This window comes from Pseudactinotalea sp. HY160 (assembly GCF_009372055.1).
Classification (GTDB): Bacteria; Actinomycetota; Actinomycetes; order Actinomycetales; family Beutenbergiaceae; genus HY158.
Map to the genome: position 1 here is coordinate 18,813 of NZ_WHMT01000010.1, position 17,420 is coordinate 36,232.

Here is a 17,420-nt window from a genome sequence, read left to right on the forward strand (position 1 = left end):
CACGGCGAGCGACGTCGTCCATACTCGAACGATCGGTGCGCAGGAGCGCGGGGTGCCGGCCCGGGTCAGAGGAAGAGGTGGATGATCCGGTACATGATCGCGGCCACGAGGGCGGCGGCGGGGATGGTGAGCACCCACGCGATGCCGATGTTGCGGGCCACGCCCCAGCGCACGGCCGAGAGCCGCTTCGTGGCACCGACGCCCATGATCGCCGAGGTGATCGTGTGGGTGGTGGAGATCGGGGCGTGGAACACGAACGCGGTCGTGTAGAGCACCGAGGCCGCCACCGATTCGGCCACGAACCCGCGGGCCGGGTCGAGCTCGATCACCTTGCGGCCGAGGGTGCGCATGATGCGCCAGCCGCCGGAGTAGGTGCCGGCGGAGATCGCGCCGGCCGCGGCGAGCTTGACCCACAGCGGGATGGAGGTGTCGTCGTGGAAGCCGCCGGCGACGAGGGCGAGCACGATGACACCCATGGTCTTCTGCGCGTCCTGGAGGCCGTGCCCGAGGGCCATCGCGGCGGCGGAGATCGTCTGGGCGATCCGGAAGCGGCGCTGGGTCTTCCCCGGGGCCGCGTTCCGGAACAGCCACAGCACCCCCACCATGACGAGGAAGGCGAGCCCGAACCCGACGAGCGGGGAGGCGATCATCGGGATGACCACCTTGTCGAGGATGACCGTCCAGTGCACCTGCGAGAACGAGGCGATCCCGGCGCCCATGAGGCCGCCGATGAGTGCGTGCGAGGAGGAGGAGGGCAGGCCCTTCCACCACGTGATGAGGTTCCAGACGATCGCGCCGACCAGCCCCGAGAGCACCACGACCAGGCCCTGATGGCCCTCCGGGGCGTTGATGATCCCCGAACCGATCGTCTCGGCCACGCCGACGCCGAGGAGCGCGCCGACGAGGTTCATCACCGCGGCCATCGCCAGGGCCGCCCGCGGGGTCAGCGCCCGGGTCGAGACCGACGTGGCGATGGCGTTGGCGGCGTCGTGGAAGCCGTTCGTGTAGTCGAACGTGAGGGCGATGACGACGACCAGGATGACAAGCGCGAGTTCCACGGCCGCCGGTCAGCTTTCCTTGAGGATGATCGTCTCGACCGTGTTGGCGACGTTCTCGAAGCTGTCGGCCGCCTGCTCCAGGGTGTCGATGACCGAGCGCAGCCGCATGAGCTCGACCACACCGGCCGGGCTCTCCTGGTACCGCGGATTGCGGAACAGGTCGGCGAGCAGGGCGCGGTAGAGCTTGTCGGCCTCGTTCTCGAGGCGGTTCACCTCGATCCAGTACTCCTCGAGGCCGGTCATCGTGCGCAGCTTCGGCATGGCGTCGGCGGTGAGCTCGGCCGCGCGCTGCAGCGTGGTCACCTGGTCGGTCACCGCATCGGGAAGCTCGTCGACCCCGTAGAGCACGACGATCTCCCCGGCCGCCTCCATGAAGTCCATGCAGTCGTCGAGGGCGCTGGCGAGGTCGTAGATGTCGTCCCGGTCGAACGGGGTGACGAAGGTCTGGTTGACCCGCCGCAGGATCGAGTGGGTGGCATCGTCGCCGAGGTGCTCACAGTCCTTGAGCTGCTCGGCGAGCGGCCCGCGGTCGGCGGGCTCGCTGCCCACCAGCTGCGCGAGCAGGTTGGCCCCGGTCACCAGATGGGCCGCGAGGTCGGCAAAGAGATCAAAGAACGTGGCGTCACGAGGCGTGATTTTGAAACGCACCGGAGTCTCCGTCGCGAGGGAATGGCGAACGGCCCAAGGCTAGAGCACAAACGCGAGCCGCACATACCAACCGCGCCCGGGGCGGGGTGCCGTGGTGCGGGCGCCCCGAGAAGAACCCGACGCGCCCGGCCATGCCCCCGAACGTCGTGAGTTGCGGCACGTCGTCGGCCCGCCGGTGGCCACATCGCCCCGGGTAGATGACGCCGGGCCGGCCAGCGCCTGACGGCGTGAAGGCCGCTCGAAGCGGCGAATTTTGGAGCCCGGGGCCGGTTTCGGCCCGACGTCGCGATCAGTCTACGCCGCAGAGCCGCGCCGGGCCAACTGCCGGGCCAACTGTCGCGTGCACCGGCGGGCCGGTGGCTCGGTAGCCTGAGCCCAGTCGACTTCCGCCCGAGAGGACTTGCCGATGAGGACCTGCCGATGAGGACCCGCCCATGATGAGCGGCAGCTTTCGCGCCGTCGTGGCCGCCACGGCCGCGACGGGCGTCGGCGTCACCACCCTGACCCCGCGGCCCCTCCTGACGATCACGGTCGCCGCGATCGCGGTCATCTGCGCCCTCGGCTGGCCGGCCCTCGTCGGCCTTCCCGCGCGGGCCGCCGCCACCGTCGTGCTGCTCGCCACGGCGGCGAGCTCGGTGCTCGTGGTCGAGCTGCTGCAGGATCTGGCCTGGCTCGCGGTCGTGGCCGCCGGGGCGGTGCTCGCGGCGTTCCTGGCCCAGCTGTTCCGGCGCGACGGCCGGCCCCGGCTGCTCGAGGAGGTCGCGGGCACGATCACGGGGGCGGTGATCGTCGCCTCCGCCGCCGGCTGGCTCGCGATCGGGCCGAGTCCCCGGTCCGAGGCGCTCGTGATCACGGCCGCCGTGGCGATCGCGGTGGCCTCGGTCGTGGCCCTCGTCCGGCTGCCCGCCACGTGGTCCACCGTGGCCTCCGTGGTGCTCGCCTGCGCCGCCGGGAGCGGCATCGGCTTCGCGGCCACCACCCTGTCGACCCTGGTCGGCGCGCTCGTGGGCCTCGCCGCCGGGCTGCTCGTGGCCACCGTGCACCGACTCTTCGCGCACTACCCCGTCTCGGGCCGGCTCCTGCCCGGCCTGGCCGCGGCGTTGAGCGTCGTCTCCGTCAGCGGCGTGCCGGTCTACATCCTCGGCCGGGTGCTGCTGCCGATCGGCTGAGGTCCGTTCCCCGGCATCGACCGTGGCCGCCCGGAGCCCGCCATGGGTACACTCGCGCCATGGTCGAAAACCTCTTCGTGGTCCTCGTGGTGCTGGTCGGACTCGGCACCGCAGCCTTCGCCGGGCTCGTGGTTCAGCGCCTCTACCGCCGCCGCTGAGGTCGCCATGGCATTCCAATTCCCCGAGGGACTCGCGCCCGAGGTGTATCCGCTGGCGTGGCTGGTCGGAAGCTGGCGCGGCCCCGGTTTCCTCGGCTACGAGGACATCCCCGAGCGCCCGATCGTGGTCGAGGCCACCTTCGGGCACGACGGCGGTCCGTACCTGAACTACACGGCCACGACCTGGCTGCTCGCCGGCGAGATCGACGGCCTCGAGACCACGGTGGACCAGGCCGACCTCGTCGCCGGCGACGTGTGGAGCGTCGAGTCCGGCTACTGGCGCGTCGCCCCCGCCGCCCCCGAGGACGCCCGCGAACTCACGGGCGAGGGGGATCCCGCCCGCACGCCCGTCACCCAGCTCGAGGTGCTCCTGGCCGAACCGACCGGGCACGTGAGCGTCTACCTCGGCGCCGTCGCCGGCCCCCGCGTGGACCTCGCCACCGACCTCGTGGCCCGCACCCGGACCGGCGCCGACATCACGGCCGCCAAGCGCATGTACGGCCTGGTCGGCGGCGAACTCATGTGGGCCACCGACCTCGCGGCCTTCGGGCACGAGATGGCGTCGTACTCCTCCGGCCGCCTGCAGCGGATGAGCTGACGATGTCCCAGCCGTCGCCCCTGACCGGCCGGCCCGGTGCCGTGCGCGCACTCGCCCCGGACGAGGGCGTCGCCGCCCACTACGGCGAGCCCGTGCGGGAGCAGCGAGCGCTCGAGCGGGGCATCGCCGTCGTCGACCTGAGCCATCACGGGGTCGTGAGCGTCACCGGCGCCGACCGCCTCTCCTGGCTGCACACGCTCTCGAGTCAGCGCCTCGAGGGACTCGCCCCGGGCGAGGCGACCGAGCTGATGCTGCTCGACGTCCAGGGGCATATCGAGCACGCCGCCGGCGTCGTCGACGACGGCGCGACCACCTGGCTGCTCGTGGACTCCGGTCGCGCCGAGGCGCTCGCCGCGTATCTCGAGAAGATGCGTTTCCGCTACGAGGTGACCGTCGAGCTGCCGGAGGTCGCCGTGCTCGGCACGAGCGCCGCGGGGCCGGCGCTCGCCGGTGCCCGCGGCGAGGATCTGGTGGTCTGGCGCGACCCGTGGCCGCGCACGGCCGAGGGGTCCACGCGGTATGGGCCTGCGGACGACGTCCACCCCGGTTCCGAGTGGTCGGCGGCCCTGTGGGTGGTCCCGTCGGGCGACGTGACGGCGGTCGTCGACGCGGCACTCGCCGTGGGCGGCAAGCTCGCGGGCGTGTGGGCCTGGGAGGCGATGCGGGTGGCCACCTGGCGTCCGCGTCACAACCTCGATGTGGACGAGCGCGCCCTCCCGCATGAACTCGACTGGCTGCGCACGAGCGTGCACCTGCACAAGGGGTGCTACCGCGGCCAGGAGTCGATCGCCCGGGTGTTCAACCTCGGCAAGCCCCCGCGGCGGCTCACCTTCCTCCATCTCGACGGCTCGGAGCACGTCATCCCCGATCCCGGTGCCGAGATCATCGGGCCGCGGGACCGGGTGGTCGGCACGCTCGGCTCCGTCGTGCGCCATCACGAGCTCGGCCCGGTCGGCCTCGCGCTCCTCAAGCGCAACCTCGATCCCGAGGTCGACCTCGTGGTGAGCGGAATCGCCGTGGCGCAGGAGGTCATCGTCAACACCGGCGGCATCGGCACCGATCGCCCCGAGCAGGTCGACCGGTCCGGGCTGCGCCGCCGCGACCTCGGCGGCGCCCCGCACGACCTGCGCGGCAAGTAGCCGGGCGATTCGCGCGCGGCGTCACATCTCTGCCGCCGAACGCGGGATTCTGGCGAGGTCCCGGGCCGGAATCCGCAGGGAATGCCGCGTTCGGCCGCCGGCACCCGGCGCCGGTCGTCGCATTCGGCGTGACCACGTACGCTGGGCGACGTGGGAATGGTTCAATCCGCTCAGCTCTGGCTGCTGCTCGCGCTCGCACTCGTCGGCGTCGTCGTCGCCGGGTGGGCCTTCGTGCACGCCCTGCTCATGCACTCGGGTTCGTTCCCGGCGGCGGGCAAGCGCACGAAGACCTTCTGGCTGCTGATCACCGGCCTCGCCGCCGTGCTCGCCTTCCTCGGCATCCCGCCGCCCCTGGGGGTCGGCGGCAACCTGCTCTTCTCCCTCGCCGGCCTCATCGGCGGGGGGATCTACCTCGCCGACGTGCGCCCCGCCGTCCACCGGGCCGGTGGCCGCAAGGGGCCGCGCCGCCCCCGCCCCCCGCGCGGCTTCGACGAGGGCCCGCCGAGTTGGCGCGGCTGGTGAGCGGCACGGCGGCGCCGACATGGGCCGCCGTCCGGGAGGGCTGATGCGGGCCGTGCTCCAGCGGGTCAGCTCCGCCTCGGTCACGGTCGAGGGGGAGGTCGCCGGCCGGATCGGCGCGGGCCTCGTGGCCCTCGTGGCCGCCGCGCCCACAGACACCGGCGCCGACGCCGCCACGGTCGCCCGCAAGATCGCCGAGCTGCGGATCCTGCCCGGCGAGACGTCGGTCGCCGATGCGGGCGCCGAGGTGCTCGTCGTGTCCCAGTTCACCCTGTACGGCGACACGAGGAAGGGCAGGCGGCCGTCCTGGTCCGGCGCCGCCCCGGGAGAACTCGCCGAGCCGCTCGTCGACCGGGTCGTGACCGAACTGCGGACCCGCGGCATCACCGTGGCCACGGGGATCTTCGGTGCCGACATGAGCGTGTCGCTCACCAACGAGGGGCCGTTCACCGTCCTGGTCGACACGTAGCCGTCGACGGCTGGAAGGTCCCCGCTCCGCCCTCGCACCGTGCGCCACCATGGAGCCATGCCCGAAGGCCACACGATCCACCGCATCGCCCACCGGCTCAACGGCGCCTTCGCCCGCGCGCCGGTGCGCGTGAGCAGCCCGCAGGGCCGGTTCGCCGCCGGTGCGGCCGAACTCGACGGGCGGGAGCTGGTCGAGGCGCAGGCCTGGGGCAAGCACCTCGGGGTGGAGTTCGCGGCCGACCGGTGGCTGCACGTGCACCTCGGCCTCATCGGGGCGTTCAGCGTCGACGGGATCGCCTCGATCGCCGCGACCGGCTCGATCGCTACGACCGGCTCGATCGCTGCGACCGGCGGGATCGGCGGCGAGGCCCGCGAGCCGGAGGATCCGCCGGTGACCGGCCAGGTGCGCCTGCGGATCCTGTCCGGAGGGGAGCCGGGGGTGCGGCACGTCGCCGACCTGCGCGGCCCGATGATCTGCCGGCTCGTCACGCCCGAGGAGATCGAGCGGACCGTCGCGAGGCTCGGACCCGACCCGCTGCGCCCCGACGCCGACCCCGAGCTCGCCTGGGCCCGGATCCGGCGCAGCGGCAAGCCGATCGCCGAACTGCTCATGGATCAGCACGTCCTCGCCGGCGTCGGCAACGTGTACCGCGCCGAGGTGCTCTACCGCCACCGGCTCAGCCCGTTCACCCCGGGCGACAAGCTCCAGCGCCGCTCCTGGAACCTCATCTGGGACGACCTCGTGCGCCTCCTCCCGCTCGGGGTGGCCACCTCCCGGATCGTCACGATCCCCGAGCAGGTCGCCGCGGTGGAGGCGGCCCTCGCCGCGGGTGGCGAGGTACACCTGGAGAGCCGGGCGAGCGCCGTCTACAAGCATGCGGGCGAGCCCTGCGAACGGGACGGCGCGCGGATCCAGATCCGTGCGCTGGCGGGGCGGAACCTGTTCTGGTGCGGCCGCTGCCAGCGGCGCGGGTGAGCGAACCTCTGCGCCCGCGGCGAACAGAGGCAGGTTCGCCCGCGCTTCATGGTTAGCCTTATCGGAACGCCGAGACCGGCCAAGGAGCGCTGCCATGTTCGAAAGATTCACAGACCGAGCCCGTCGGGTCGTCGTCCTCGCCCAGGAAGAGGCGCGGATGCTCAACCACAACTACATCGGCACCGAGCACATCCTGCTCGGCCTCATCCACGAAGGTGAGGGGGTCGCCGCGAAGTCGCTGGAGTCCCTCAACATCTCCCTCGAGGCCGTGCGCTCGCAGGTGCAGGAGATCATCGGGGAGGGACAGCAGTCCCCCACGGGGCACATCCCGTTCACGCCCCGCGCCAAGAAGGTGCTCGAGCTCTCCCTGCGCGAGGCGCTGCAGCTCGGCCACAACTACATCGGCACCGAGCACATCCTGCTCGGCCTCATCCGTGAGGGCGAGGGGATCGCGGCCCAGGTGCTGACCAAGCTCGGGGCCGACCTCACCCGGGTGCGCCAGCAGGTGATCCAGCTGCTCTCGGGCTACCAGGGCGGCAAGGACACGGTCGCAGCCGGCGGACCCGCCGAGGGCACGCCCTCCGGCTCGGCCGTGCTCGACCAGTTCGGCCGCAACCTCACCCAGGCCGCGCGCGACAACAAGCTCGACCCGGTGATCGGGCGGGCGAACGAGATCGAGCGGGTCATGCAGGTGCTCTCGCGCCGCACGAAGAACAACCCGGTCCTCATCGGTGAACCCGGCGTGGGCAAGACCGCCGTGGTCGAGGGGCTGGCGCAGGACATCGTCAAGGGCGATGTGCCCGAGACCCTCAAGGACAAGCAGCTCTACACCCTCGATCTCGGCTCCCTCGTGGCCGGCTCCCGCTACCGCGGCGACTTCGAGGAGCGCCTCAAGAAGGTGCTCAAGGAGATCCGCACCCGCGGCGACATCATCCTGTTCATCGACGAGATCCACACCCTCGTGGGTGCGGGGGCGGCCGAGGGCGCGATCGACGCCGCCTCGATCCTCAAGCCGATGCTCGCCCGCGGTGAGCTGCAGACCATCGGCGCGACCACGCTCGACGAGTACCGCAAGCACATCGAGAAGGACGCGGCGCTCGAGCGTCGCTTCCAGCCGATCCAGGTGTCCGAGCCGGACCTGCCGCACGCCATCGAGATCCTCAAGGGCCTGCGCGACCGCTACGAGGCCCACCACCGGGTCACGATCACGGACGGCGCGCTCGTGGCGGCCGTCAACCTCGCCGACCGGTACGTGAACGACCGGTTCCTGCCGGACAAGGCGATCGACCTGATCGACGAGGCGGGAGCGCGGTTGCGGATCCGCCGCATGACCGCCCCGCCGGAGCTGCGTCAGCTCGACGACCAGATCGCCGAGGCGCGTCGCCAGAAGGAATCGGCGATCGACGACCAGGACTTCGAGCGGGCGGCCCGCCTGCGCGACGAGGAGAAGTCGCTCACCGCCAAGCGCGGCGAGAAGGACAAGGCCTGGCGCAGCGGCGACATGGACAACGTCGCCGAGGTGAACGAGGAGCTCGTGGCCGAGGTGCTCGCCGCCTCGACCGGCATCCCCGTGTTCAAGCTGACCGAGGAGGAGTCCTCGCGCCTCCTGCGCATGGAGGACGAGCTGCACAAGCGGGTCATCGGCCAGAACGACGCCGTGACCGCGCTCTCGCAGGCGATCCGCCGCACCCGCGCCGGCCTCAAGGACCCGAACCGCCCCGGCGGCTCGTTCATCTTCGCCGGCCCCACGGGCGTGGGCAAGACCGAGCTCGCCCGGGCGCTGGCCGAGTTCCTCTTCGGCGACGAGAGCGCCCTCATCCAGCTCGACATGAGTGAGTACGGCGAGAAGCACACCGTCTCGCGGCTGTTCGGATCCCCACCGGGATACGTCGGCTACGAGGAGGGCGGCCAGCTCACGGAGAAGGTGCGGCGCCGACCGTTCTCGGTCGTGCTGTTCGACGAGGTGGAGAAGGCGCACGCCGACATCTTCAACTCGCTCCTGCAGATCCTCGAGGAGGGCAAGCTCACCGACTCCCAGGGCCGCGTGATCGACTTCAAGAACACCGTGATCATCATGACCACGAACCTCGGCACCCGGGACATCGCGAAGGGCCTGCTCACCGGCTTCCAGGCCGGCGGCGACCTGAGCACGAACTACGACCGCATGAAGCTCAAGGTCAACGACGAGCTCAAGCAGCACTTCCGCCCGGAGTTCCTCAACCGTGTGGACGACACCATCGTGTTCCCGCAGTTGAGCCAGGAGGAGATCTACCAGATCGTCGATCTCATGGTGGCCAAGCTCGCGACGCGCCTGCGGGATCAGGACATGGACATCGAGGTGACCGAGCCCGCCCGCAAGCTCCTCTCCGAGCGCGGCTACGACCCGGTGCTCGGTGCGCGGCCGTTGCGCCGGGCGATCCAGCGCGAGATCGAGGACCAGCTGTCCGAGAAGATCCTCTACGGGGAGATCTCCCGCGGTCACACCGTGGTCGTGGACGCCGAGGGCGAGGGCCTGCTCGGCACCTTCACGTTCCGCCAGGTGCCGCGCGAGCGGCAGGCGGAGGCGAGTCCCGAACCGGCACCCGCGGCCGTCGGCTCCAGCTCCGACGGCGTCTGAGGCCCACCCGGCCGAGTCGACGGCCCCCGCATCGGCCCCATCTCGGGGCGGTGCGGGGGCCGTCGTCTGCGTGTGGACGGCGCCCGGTCGGCGCGGGTGGGGACGTGGCGGATGCGGTGGACGTACGGTGATCCTCCCCTCCTTTTGCGCACGATCCCCCGGCCATGGGGCACACTGGGAGGACAGCGCACCGCTGATGCCCGGCATCGCGGCTCTTTTCGCTGCTGCGACACAGTGCAGCCAAGCTGAGTGAACGTCATAGCGCTGACCTTCGTCCTCGAGAGGCCGGTGCATGACCACGCACACCCCTGACTTTTCCCAGCTCGGCGTGCCCGCAGGGCTCGTCAAGTCCCTCACCGCTTCGGGTATCACCTCCCCGTTCCCGATCCAGACCGCCACCCTGCCCGACACGCTCGACGGGCGGGACGTGCTCGGCCGCGGCCGCACCGGCTCGGGCAAGACCCTCGCGTTCTCGCTGCCGCTCGTGGCCCGGCTCGCCGAAGGCGGCCGTGCCCGCGCGGCCCGACCCCGCGGCCTCGTGCTCGCCCCCACCCGGGAGCTGGCGACCCAGATCGCCGCGACCATCGAGCCGCTGGCGAAGGCCGCCGGGCTGAGCCACACCGTGATCTTCGGGGGCGTGAGCCAGGTGTCGCAGGTCAAGGCGCTGCGCGGCGGAATCGACATCGTCGTGGCCTGCCCCGGGCGGCTCGAGGATCTCCTCGGCCAGCGCGAGATCGACCTCGGGGCGGTGGAGATCGCCATCCTCGACGAGGCCGACCACATGGCCGACCTCGGGTTCCTGCCCGTCGTGCGCCGGCTCATGGATCGCATCCCCCGCGGCGGCCAGCGCATGCTGTTCTCCGCCACCCTCGACCGGGGCGTCGACGTGCTCGTCAAGCGCTACCTCGACGACCCGATCACCCACGCGGTCGACAGCGCCGAATCGCCCGTGTCGGCGATGACCCACCACCTGTTCGAGGTGCCCGACGTCGGCGCGAAGCGCGACCTCGTCCGCACCCTCGCCTCCGGCCTGGGCCGGTCGCTGCTGTTCACCCGCACGAAGCACCAGGCCAAGAAGCTGGCCCGCCAGCTCACCGCCGACGGCATCCCCGCCGTCGACCTCCACGGCAACCTCTCCCAGAACGCCCGCCAGCGGAACCTGGCCGCGTTCAGCGCGGGGGAGGCGCGGGTGCTCGTCGCGACCGACATCGCCGCCCGGGGCATCCACGTCGACGACGTCTCCCTCGTCGTGCACGTCGACCCGCCGGCCGAGCACAAGGCATACCTGCACCGGTCCGGACGCACGGCGCGCGCGGGTGCCGGGGGCGTCGTCGTCACGATCCTCACGCCCGATCAGCGCCGGGACGTCGCGGCGCTCACCCGGGCCGCGAAGATCAAGGCGCAGGCGATCCGCCCGACGGACGAGCAGGTCGGCGCGATCGTCGGCCCGGTCGCCCCCAAGGTCAAGCCCGCGCCGGTCGCCCAGCAGCAGCAGCGGCCCCAGCAGGCCCGCCGCTCGCAGCCGCGGCAGCAGGGCGCCCCGCGCCAGCAGCGCGAGGGGCAGTCCGGCAGTCGTCCGGCCCGCGGCGGACACCAGTCGCGCCGCCGGTCGGGACAGCCGAGCCGCAGTCGCTGAGCCGACCAGAAGGTTGTGACTCGCCCCTCCAGGAGGGCGCGACCATAATTAACTCCGGCTGAAGTGATGGTCCGCGCCCGTCCTGGTCGCGGGCCATTACTTTCTGCTCCGGTGCTCGCCTCAGCTCTCCGCACCGACCCATCGGTAGTAGAAGCCGCGTCCGCGCCCAGCCGGGTTCGAGGGTGAGAGCAGGCCGTCAGAACTCAGTTGCTTGAGAACCACCCCGACGTTCGAAGGGCTGGCATCCACGATCGATCCCAGCTCAGTGCTGCTGATGCGGCCTCGTGCCCGGGCGAACGAGGTCGCCACACCCGGCCGGTCCGGTAGCGGGCGATGCCGCCCCACGTGCGCGTCATGGTCGAGCAGGACGCGCAGTGCTTCCGGATTCAACCGCCATGCGGGTGCGGTCCCGTGGGGCGTTCCCCGCACCGTTTCCAGTAGCGGACTGTCGTCGACTCGTGCGCGCGAGAGCTTCGCGATGGCACCGCGGGCCTCGTCGGTCGTGAGCTGGATGATGGGTGCGGCCCGTTCGGCGTCGATCCATCCGGTCCGCAATAGGTGGCGCAGGAGCAGCAGCGAGTACACGTCTTCGGACTCCTGTGCGGGCTCGATCTCGCCGAGCCACGCAATCCATGCCTCATCGAGCGCGTCCCCCACCAGTGACGCTCGCACGAACGGTCCGCTGATCTCCCGGATGTCTGGCGGCTGATACCCGACCCGGACCATCTCCCGGACCATTCGGTCGACTCCGATGCCCTCCCGTTCGGCTACTCGCAAGTCGGCCAGCAGCTGGGTGAGTGCGGCGTTTCGGGACTGTGACGGGTGAGTGATGATGTTCGATTCGTTCACTCCACCGAAGAATCCGCCGGGGCTGGTGACTCGGAGGGTGCGTCCGACCTGTTCGATCACGGTCGGCATGTCGGGGCCCCAGTCCCGGTGTGCGAGACCGTTGACGACGGCTTCGCGGGCGGCGAGCATCGGTATGTCCCGCACCTGACGCACGACCAAACCCAACTGAAGGTGTCGCGTACCGTTGCGGGCATCGATCGAGGCGAAGACCTCGGCGAGTTCCTCGAGCGCCGACCGGTCGGCGCGACGGACCCTGGCGGTACTGTCGCCGCCGGCGTAGTCGCGGTGCATGTAGTCCACACTCGGCACGCCCCGTCCGACAAAGGCGAGAACTCCCGCGTTGGTCAGGAGGCCGTCCCCCGTGACCATGTTGAGGCGACGCAGCAGTTCGGGATCGTGGCTCGAGGCGAGTAGTTCGGCGTGAGGTTCGCCCGCCGCTCGGAGGAAGTCGCGAGCGATGGCCAATGCCTGGGGGCGGGCGTGTGTCGCTGGTACTGACGACGCGTCGGCGGACCAGTCGTAGTTCAAGGCTTGGATTCGGCGGGCGTGCCACGTGGATGCGTCGACCTCGACGCAGTGGTCCTCGACTCGCCAGTGGATCTTGCCGTTCATTCGTACCGGCTCGAGGGCCGACGGCGCGATGAGGATCAGGAGGCGCGTGCCGTTGATCCGGGCCTCGGTCACATCGAGGGTCAGCAATCGTCGACTGATCTCGTAGACGCGGTGCCGGAGCCATTCGGCGTCCGAATCTGCGCCGACCAGCGTGCCGTCGTCGGCGACCCCGACGATCAGGCCGCCGCCTCCCGGCGTGTTGGCCATACATGCGGCTTCCGCAGCGAGCTGCTGCGCCACACGCTCGTCCCGCGGTGCCCCCGGAATGATTCGCCCGCCTCGGTCGCGACGCCCCGCCTCTTCCTTGAGATCCACCTCGAGGCGTTCGTACGTGGCGTCGATACGCTCGCCGGCGGACATGCGACGGAGCAGCCTCGACACCTCGGCACGGACCGGATCCCGACGGAAGCTTATGGTCATGGGCCAAGTGTGACACATGACCATAATTAACTCCGGCTAAAGTTATGGTCATGGCCTCGGGGCGGCGTATGCCATAACTTTCGGGCCGCCGGCCCGCGCGTCGGCCGCCGCCGTCGGTGGGACATAATGGCGCCCATGCCGACCGGGCCCGCACTCTTCCCCCTCCCCGAGGGGAGTCGTCACCCGCTGAGGCGGATCGTGCTGCTCACCGGCCCGTCCGGCTCCGGCAAGAGCTCGCTCGTGCGGCGCCTCGGCCTGCCGACCGTGGCGCTCGACGACTTCTACCTCGACGTGGACCACCCGGGCCTGCCGCACCGGTTCGGGATCGTCGACTGGGACGACCCGGCCTCGTGGGACGCCGGCGGTGCCGCCGAGGCGCTCGCGACCCTCTGCCGCACGGGCGAGGTCGAACTGCCCGTCTACGACATCCCCACCTCCCGGCGCACCGGGGCGCGCCGGCTCGTGCTCGACGGGGAACGCATCATCGTGGCGGAGGGGATCTTCGCCGCGGAACTGGTCTCCCGCCTCGCGGAGGAGCAACTGCTCGCGGACGCGATCTGCCTCGCCCGCCCGCGCGTGGCCACGTTCTGGTTCCGGTTGCTGCGCGATGTCGCGGAGTCGCGCAAGCCGCCGCTCACCCTCGTGCGCCGCGGCCTGGCGCTGTGGCGTGCCGAACCCGCGCTCATCGCCCGCTGGGTGGGGCTCGGATGCCGGGCCGTGTCGCCGCGCGCCGCCGAACGCGTGATCGCCGATCTCGCCGCCCGCCCTCCCCGCGGCGGGCCCCGCGGCGGGATGGCAGGATAGCTCCCGTGTCCAGTCCCGAGCGACCCCAGCGGCACCCGTCGCCCGGGCGCCCCCGCAGGTCGCGGCGCGGCGATGCCGCGGCCGTCACGTTGCTCGTGGTGGGAATCGTGCTCGGACTCGTCGGCTACCGGCTCTGGTCGTTCGCCCGTGCCTCGGCGGGAACCGCGTACCCGATCACGATGACCGCGGGGGAGTACCTGCTCTTCGGCGGCGGCGCGGTCGCCTGTCTCGTCGGCGCCGTCGTGCTCATCGCGCACGGACGACGCAGGTCGCGGTGAGCGGTCCGGTCACCCGGAATATCCGTTCGTCTCTCCCTAGTGCAATCGCCGCGCCGCGGGGGTAAACCTGAAGCACCACTCTCATCGAGGAGGTGCATGGCAGTGGCTGAAGAAACGATATCTCCGCTCCTTGTGACGGACCGCCGGACGCGGCTCTATCAAGGGATCTGGGGCAAGTGCCTCGCGGAGTTCCTAGGAACAGCAGTCCTGGTACTGCTGGGTTGTGGTTCCGTGGCGGTGGCCGTCGTCGGCCTGCCCGGTACGGGCCGCACGGCCGGGCCGACGATCTTCTTCCAGGGCTCCGGCGACTGGTTGATCATCGTCTGGGGCTGGGCGTTCGCGGTGGCATTCGGCGTCTATGTCTGTCAGGGCGTCAGCGGCGCCCACATCAACCCTGCGGTCACCCTCGCGTTCGCGATCCGCCGCAGGTTCCCCTGGAAGCACGTGATCCCGTATTGGATCGCGCAGACCCTCGGCGCGATCGGCGGTGCGGCGATCGTGCTCGGCCTGTACACCAACGCGATGAACACGTTCGACCAGCAGTCGGAGACCTTCAACGCGACGGGGCATACGATCCCGACGCTCTCGATCTTCTCCACGTTCCCGGCGCCGTATTTCCACGGTGGCATCTGGGGCCCGCTCGTCGACCAGATCGTCGGTACCGCGATGCTCATGCTCGCGATCGCCGCGGTGATCGACATCCGCAACAAGGCCGTCAAGGCCAATCTCGGGCCGCTCATCATCGGGTTCTCGGTGGCCGCGATCGGCATCTCGATCGGCTCGAACGCCGGGTATGCGATCAACCCGGCCCGCGACCTCGGACCCCGGATCATCGCGTGGCTCGGCGGCTGGGGCGAGTTGGCGTTCCCCGGGAACGGACCCTGGTTCGACACCTACTTCTGGATCCCGATCGTGGGGCCGCTCATCGGCGGCATCGTCGGCATCCTCGTCTACGACCTGTTCATCGGCGACGTGCTGCACGCCATGGGCCGGGCGAAGGAGCGTCCGCCCGTCGGCCGGGTCGCCGAACGCCCGGTCGTCGACGACGACGAGTGAGGAGCGCTCGTCACGACGTTGGAGGCCCGGATGCGCTTCTGGTCGGCGCATCCGGGCCTCCGGTCGTTCGGGTGGGGTCGTCGGGGCGGGAGGGTCAGCTCACGTCGTCGTCGACCCAGTCGAAGGTCTTCGTCACGGCCTTCTTCCAGTTGCGGTAGAGGCGCTCGCGCTCGGCCTCCTCCATCCGCGGCTCCCAGCGCTTACCCTCGGCCCAGTTGTCGATGACGTCCTGCTCGCCGTTCCAGAAGCCGACGGCGATCCCGGCCGCGTACGCCGCGCCGAGCGCCGTCGTCTCGGCCACCTCGGGCCGCACCACGGGAACGCCGAGGATGTCGGCCTGGAACTGCATGAGGGTCTCGTTGGCGATCATCCCGCCGTCCACCTTGAGGCTGCTCAGCTCGACGCCGGAATCGGCGTTCATCGCATCGAGCACCTCTCGGGTCTGGAAGGCGGTCGCCTCGAGCACGGCCCGGGCGATGTGGCCCTTGTTCACGTACCTCGTCAGGCCCACGAGCGCGCCGCGGGCGTCCGCGCGCCAGTACGGCGCGAACAGGCCGGAGAATGCGGGCACGAAGTAGGCCCCGCCGTTGTCCTCGACCGTCGTGGCCAGATCCTCCACCTGCGGTGCGTCCGTGATGAGGCCCAGGTTGTCACGCAGCCACTGCACGAGCGAGCCGGTCACGGCGATCGATCCCTCGAGCGCGTAGACGGGCTTCTGGTCGCCGATCTTGTAGCAGACCGTGGTGAGCAGGCCGTTCTCGCTCGGGATCTTCTCGGTACCGGTGTTGATGAGCATGAAGTTGCCGGTGCCGTAGGTGTTCTTCGCCATCCCGATCTCGAAGCACGCCTGCCCGAAGGTCGCGGCCTGCTGGTCGCCGAGGATGCCGGCGATGGGGACTCCCGGGACCATGCCGCCCTGGCGGCCCTCGCCGTAGACCTCCGAGGAGGAGCGGATCTCGGGCAGCATGGACATCGGGATGCCCATGTCCGCCGCGATCGAGGAGTCCCATGCCAGGGTGTCCAGATCCATGAGCATGGTCCGGGAGGCGTTCGTCACGTCGGTCACGTGGACGCCGCCGTCGACCCCGCCCGTCATGTTCCACAGGGTCCACGTGTCGGTGTTGCCGAACAGGAGGTCGCCGGCCTCCGCCTTGGCGCGGGCGCCCTCGACGTTGTCGAGGATCCACTTGACCTTCGGGCCGGAGAAGTACGTGGCCAGCGGCAGCCCGACCGTGGCCTTGTACTTCTCGGCACCCGCGTCGCCGCCGAGCTCCTCGACGATCTTCTGGGTGCGGGTGTCCTGCCAGACGATGGCGTTGTACACGGGCTCACCGGTGGTCCTGTCCCAGACCACCGCCGTCTCCCGCTGGTTCGTGATCCCGACCGCCGCGAGGTCGCGGGCGGTGAGGTTGGCGCGGGTCAGTGCCAGGCCGGTGACCTCACGGACATTCCGCCAGATCTCCATCGGGTCGTGTTCGACCCAGCCGGCCTTGGGAAGGATCTGTTCGTGTTCGATCTGGCCGGTCTCGACGATCTGGCCGGAGTGATTGAAGATGATGGCACGAGAGGAGGTCGTGCCCTGGTCGATTGCTAGGACGTAGTCCGCCACGGGAAAACCTTTCACTTCGTCGGATGGGGCCGAGGGGCCCCGGTGTATCTACAGCGGGAGCATCGGGATGAGTGGCGCGGCGAGAACCCCGCCGAGGATCCCCCCGATGACCGGGCCGATGATCGGCACGGTGAGGCCGTACCGGAAGTTGGAGGTGCCCTTGTTCTTGATGGGCACGAGCGCGTGGATGACCCGCGGCCCGAGGTCACGGGCCGGGTTGATGGCGTATCCGGTGGGACCCCCGAGGCTCAGGCCGATGGCCAGCACGATGAAGCCGACGATGAGCGGTGCCAGCGCACCCGCCGGCTGGGTCTTGAGGGAGATGATGCTGAACACGAGCACGAACGTGCCGACGATCTCGGGGATGAGGTTCCAGCCGAGGTGCTCACGCTCGGCGATGGTCGAGAACGGGGCGAGCTTGAGGAGCTTGTTCTCCTCCTCGTCGAAGTGCATCTTGTACGTGAGCCACACGATGAAGGCGCCGATCATCGCCCCGGCGAACTGGCCCGCGAAGTAGACGAGCACCTTCGCGAAGGTCATCCCCTCGGCCATGCCGAGGCTGTCGTCGGCGACCAGGAACCCGAGCGTCACTGCCGGGTTGAGGTGCGCGCCGGAGTTGGTCGCGGCGTAGATGCCGAAGGTCACGCCGAATCCCCATCCGAGGTTGATCGCGAGGAAGCCGCCGCCGAGGGCCGTTCCCTTCGATCCCACCAGGACGTAGTTCGCGACCACGCCGCACCCCAGGAGAATGAGGATCATCGTGCCGATCAACTCGGGGACGAAGATATCTGTGAACATTCTGAACT

At 70.5% G+C, this 17,420-nt stretch carries 16 protein-coding genes; 11 read left to right on the forward strand and 5 right to left on the reverse strand.

Features of this window, described 5'->3' with window-relative positions; translation table 11 throughout:
• Nucleotides 1-65 precede the first annotated feature (65 nt).
• Together GCG21_RS10525 and GCG21_RS10530 are read right to left on the reverse strand one after the other, a co-directional pair.
• Complete coding sequence (locus GCG21_RS10525) at nt 66-1,058, reverse strand: anion permease (protein WP_370517452.1); 993 nt, start codon at nt 1,056-1,058, stop codon at nt 66-68.
• 9 nt (nt 1,059-1,067) lie between these two features.
• The gene (locus GCG21_RS10530; protein WP_153878844.1) at nt 1,068-1,706 is read right to left on the reverse strand and encodes a DUF47 domain-containing protein; all 639 of its coding nucleotides are present in this window, start codon (nt 1,704-1,706) and stop codon (nt 1,068-1,070) included.
• A 437-nt stretch (nt 1,707-2,143) separates the two neighbouring features.
• Here GCG21_RS10530 and GCG21_RS10535 point away from each other — a divergent pair, with 437 nt between their 5' ends.
• From GCG21_RS10535 to GCG21_RS10570, 8 genes are all read left to right on the forward strand, one after another.
• A complete protein-coding gene (locus GCG21_RS10535) occupies nt 2,144-2,875 on the forward strand; it encodes a hypothetical protein (RefSeq protein ID WP_152909644.1) in 732 nt (243 codons plus the stop codon).
• 165 nt (nt 2,876-3,040) lie between these two features.
• A complete protein-coding gene (locus tag GCG21_RS10540; RefSeq protein WP_152909645.1) occupies nt 3,041-3,631 on the forward strand; it encodes an FABP family protein in 591 nt (196 codons plus the stop codon).
• A 2-nt stretch (nt 3,632-3,633) separates the two neighbouring features.
• Complete coding sequence (locus tag GCG21_RS10545; RefSeq protein ID WP_152909646.1) at nt 3,634-4,770, forward strand: folate-binding protein YgfZ; 1,137 nt, start codon at nt 3,634-3,636, stop codon at nt 4,768-4,770.
• 156 nt (nt 4,771-4,926) lie between these two features.
• Nucleotides 4,927-5,292 carry a DUF2516 family protein gene (locus GCG21_RS10550; protein ID WP_227993664.1) on the forward strand — a complete coding sequence of 122 codons (366 nt, stop codon included), beginning with the start codon at nt 4,927-4,929 and terminating at the stop codon, nt 5,290-5,292.
• A gap of 43 nt (nt 5,293-5,335) precedes the next feature.
• Nucleotides 5,336-5,758, forward strand: coding sequence for a D-aminoacyl-tRNA deacylase (gene dtd, locus GCG21_RS10555; protein WP_152909648.1), 423 nt, complete (start codon nt 5,336-5,338; stop codon nt 5,756-5,758).
• Between the two features lie 57 nt (nt 5,759-5,815).
• The gene (locus tag GCG21_RS10560; protein ID WP_152909649.1) at nt 5,816-6,733 is read left to right on the forward strand and encodes an Fpg/Nei family DNA glycosylase; all 918 of its coding nucleotides are present in this window, start codon (nt 5,816-5,818) and stop codon (nt 6,731-6,733) included.
• A 94-nt stretch (nt 6,734-6,827) separates the two neighbouring features.
• Nucleotides 6,828-9,350 carry an ATP-dependent Clp protease ATP-binding subunit gene (locus GCG21_RS10565; RefSeq protein ID WP_152909650.1) on the forward strand — a complete coding sequence of 841 codons (2,523 nt, stop codon included), beginning with the start codon at nt 6,828-6,830 and terminating at the stop codon, nt 9,348-9,350.
• Nucleotides 9,351-9,642: 292 nt separating this feature from the next.
• Nucleotides 9,643-10,986: a DEAD/DEAH box helicase gene (locus GCG21_RS10570; protein ID WP_152909651.1), complete on the forward strand. Its 1,344-nt coding sequence runs from the start codon at nt 9,643-9,645 to the stop codon at nt 10,984-10,986.
• A gap of 120 nt (nt 10,987-11,106) precedes the next feature.
• Here GCG21_RS10570 and GCG21_RS10575 read toward each other — a convergent pair whose 3' ends face one another.
• Nucleotides 11,107-12,867, reverse strand: coding sequence for an ATP-binding protein (locus tag GCG21_RS10575; RefSeq protein WP_194165048.1), 1,761 nt, complete (start codon nt 12,865-12,867; stop codon nt 11,107-11,109).
• A 135-nt stretch (nt 12,868-13,002) separates the two neighbouring features.
• Between GCG21_RS10575 and GCG21_RS10580 the strand changes: the two genes are divergently transcribed.
• The 3 genes from GCG21_RS10580 to GCG21_RS10590 all read left to right on the forward strand — a co-directional run bounded on the left by GCG21_RS10580 (nt 13,003) and on the right by GCG21_RS10590 (nt 15,005).
• Complete coding sequence (locus tag GCG21_RS10580) at nt 13,003-13,671, forward strand: uridine kinase (RefSeq protein ID WP_152909653.1); 669 nt, start codon at nt 13,003-13,005, stop codon at nt 13,669-13,671.
• A 5-nt stretch (nt 13,672-13,676) separates the two neighbouring features.
• Nucleotides 13,677-13,949 carry a hypothetical protein gene (locus GCG21_RS10585; RefSeq protein ID WP_152909654.1) on the forward strand — a complete coding sequence of 91 codons (273 nt, stop codon included), beginning with the start codon at nt 13,677-13,679 and terminating at the stop codon, nt 13,947-13,949.
• Nucleotides 13,950-14,045: 96 nt separating this feature from the next.
• A complete protein-coding gene (locus tag GCG21_RS10590) occupies nt 14,046-15,005 on the forward strand; it encodes an MIP/aquaporin family protein (protein WP_152909655.1) in 960 nt (319 codons plus the stop codon).
• Nucleotides 15,006-15,099: 94 nt separating this feature from the next.
• Here GCG21_RS10590 and glpK read toward each other — a convergent pair whose 3' ends face one another.
• Nucleotides 15,100-16,614, reverse strand: coding sequence for a glycerol kinase GlpK (gene glpK / locus GCG21_RS10595; RefSeq protein ID WP_153878836.1), 1,515 nt, complete (start codon nt 16,612-16,614; stop codon nt 15,100-15,102).
• Nucleotides 16,615-16,662: 48 nt separating this feature from the next.
• Entirely contained in the window at nt 16,663-17,412 is a 750-nt protein-coding gene (locus GCG21_RS10600; RefSeq protein WP_152909656.1) for an MIP/aquaporin family protein, read from the reverse strand.
• Between the last annotated feature and the right edge of the window lie 8 nt (nt 17,413-17,420).

Coding starts and splice junctions, on each gene's coding strand:
- GCG21_RS10565 (WP_152909650.1), top strand. CDS start 6,828: ATGTTCGAAAGATTCACAGACCGAGCCCGTCGGGTCGTCGTCCTCGCC.
- GCG21_RS10535 (WP_152909644.1), top strand. CDS start 2,144: ATGAGCGGCAGCTTTCGCGCCGTCGTGGCCGCCACGGCCGCGACGGGC.
- GCG21_RS10560 (WP_152909649.1), top strand. CDS start 5,816: ATGCCCGAAGGCCACACGATCCACCGCATCGCCCACCGGCTCAACGGC.
- GCG21_RS10540 (WP_152909645.1), top strand. CDS start 3,041: ATGGCATTCCAATTCCCCGAGGGACTCGCGCCCGAGGTGTATCCGCTG.
- GCG21_RS10590 (WP_152909655.1), top strand. CDS start 14,046: ATGGCAGTGGCTGAAGAAACGATATCTCCGCTCCTTGTGACGGACCGC.
- GCG21_RS10580 (WP_152909653.1), top strand. CDS start 13,003: ATGCCGACCGGGCCCGCACTCTTCCCCCTCCCCGAGGGGAGTCGTCAC.
- GCG21_RS10550 (WP_227993664.1), top strand. CDS start 4,927: ATGGTTCAATCCGCTCAGCTCTGGCTGCTGCTCGCGCTCGCACTCGTC.
- GCG21_RS10575 (WP_194165048.1), bottom strand. CDS start 12,867: ATGACCATAAGCTTCCGTCGGGATCCGGTCCGTGCCGAGGTGTCGAGG.
- GCG21_RS10600 (WP_152909656.1), bottom strand. CDS start 17,412: ATGTTCACAGATATCTTCGTCCCCGAGTTGATCGGCACGATGATCCTC.
- dtd (WP_152909648.1), top strand. CDS start 5,336: ATGCGGGCCGTGCTCCAGCGGGTCAGCTCCGCCTCGGTCACGGTCGAG.
- GCG21_RS10545 (WP_152909646.1), top strand. CDS start 3,634: ATGTCCCAGCCGTCGCCCCTGACCGGCCGGCCCGGTGCCGTGCGCGCA.
- GCG21_RS10570 (WP_152909651.1), top strand. CDS start 9,643: ATGACCACGCACACCCCTGACTTTTCCCAGCTCGGCGTGCCCGCAGGG.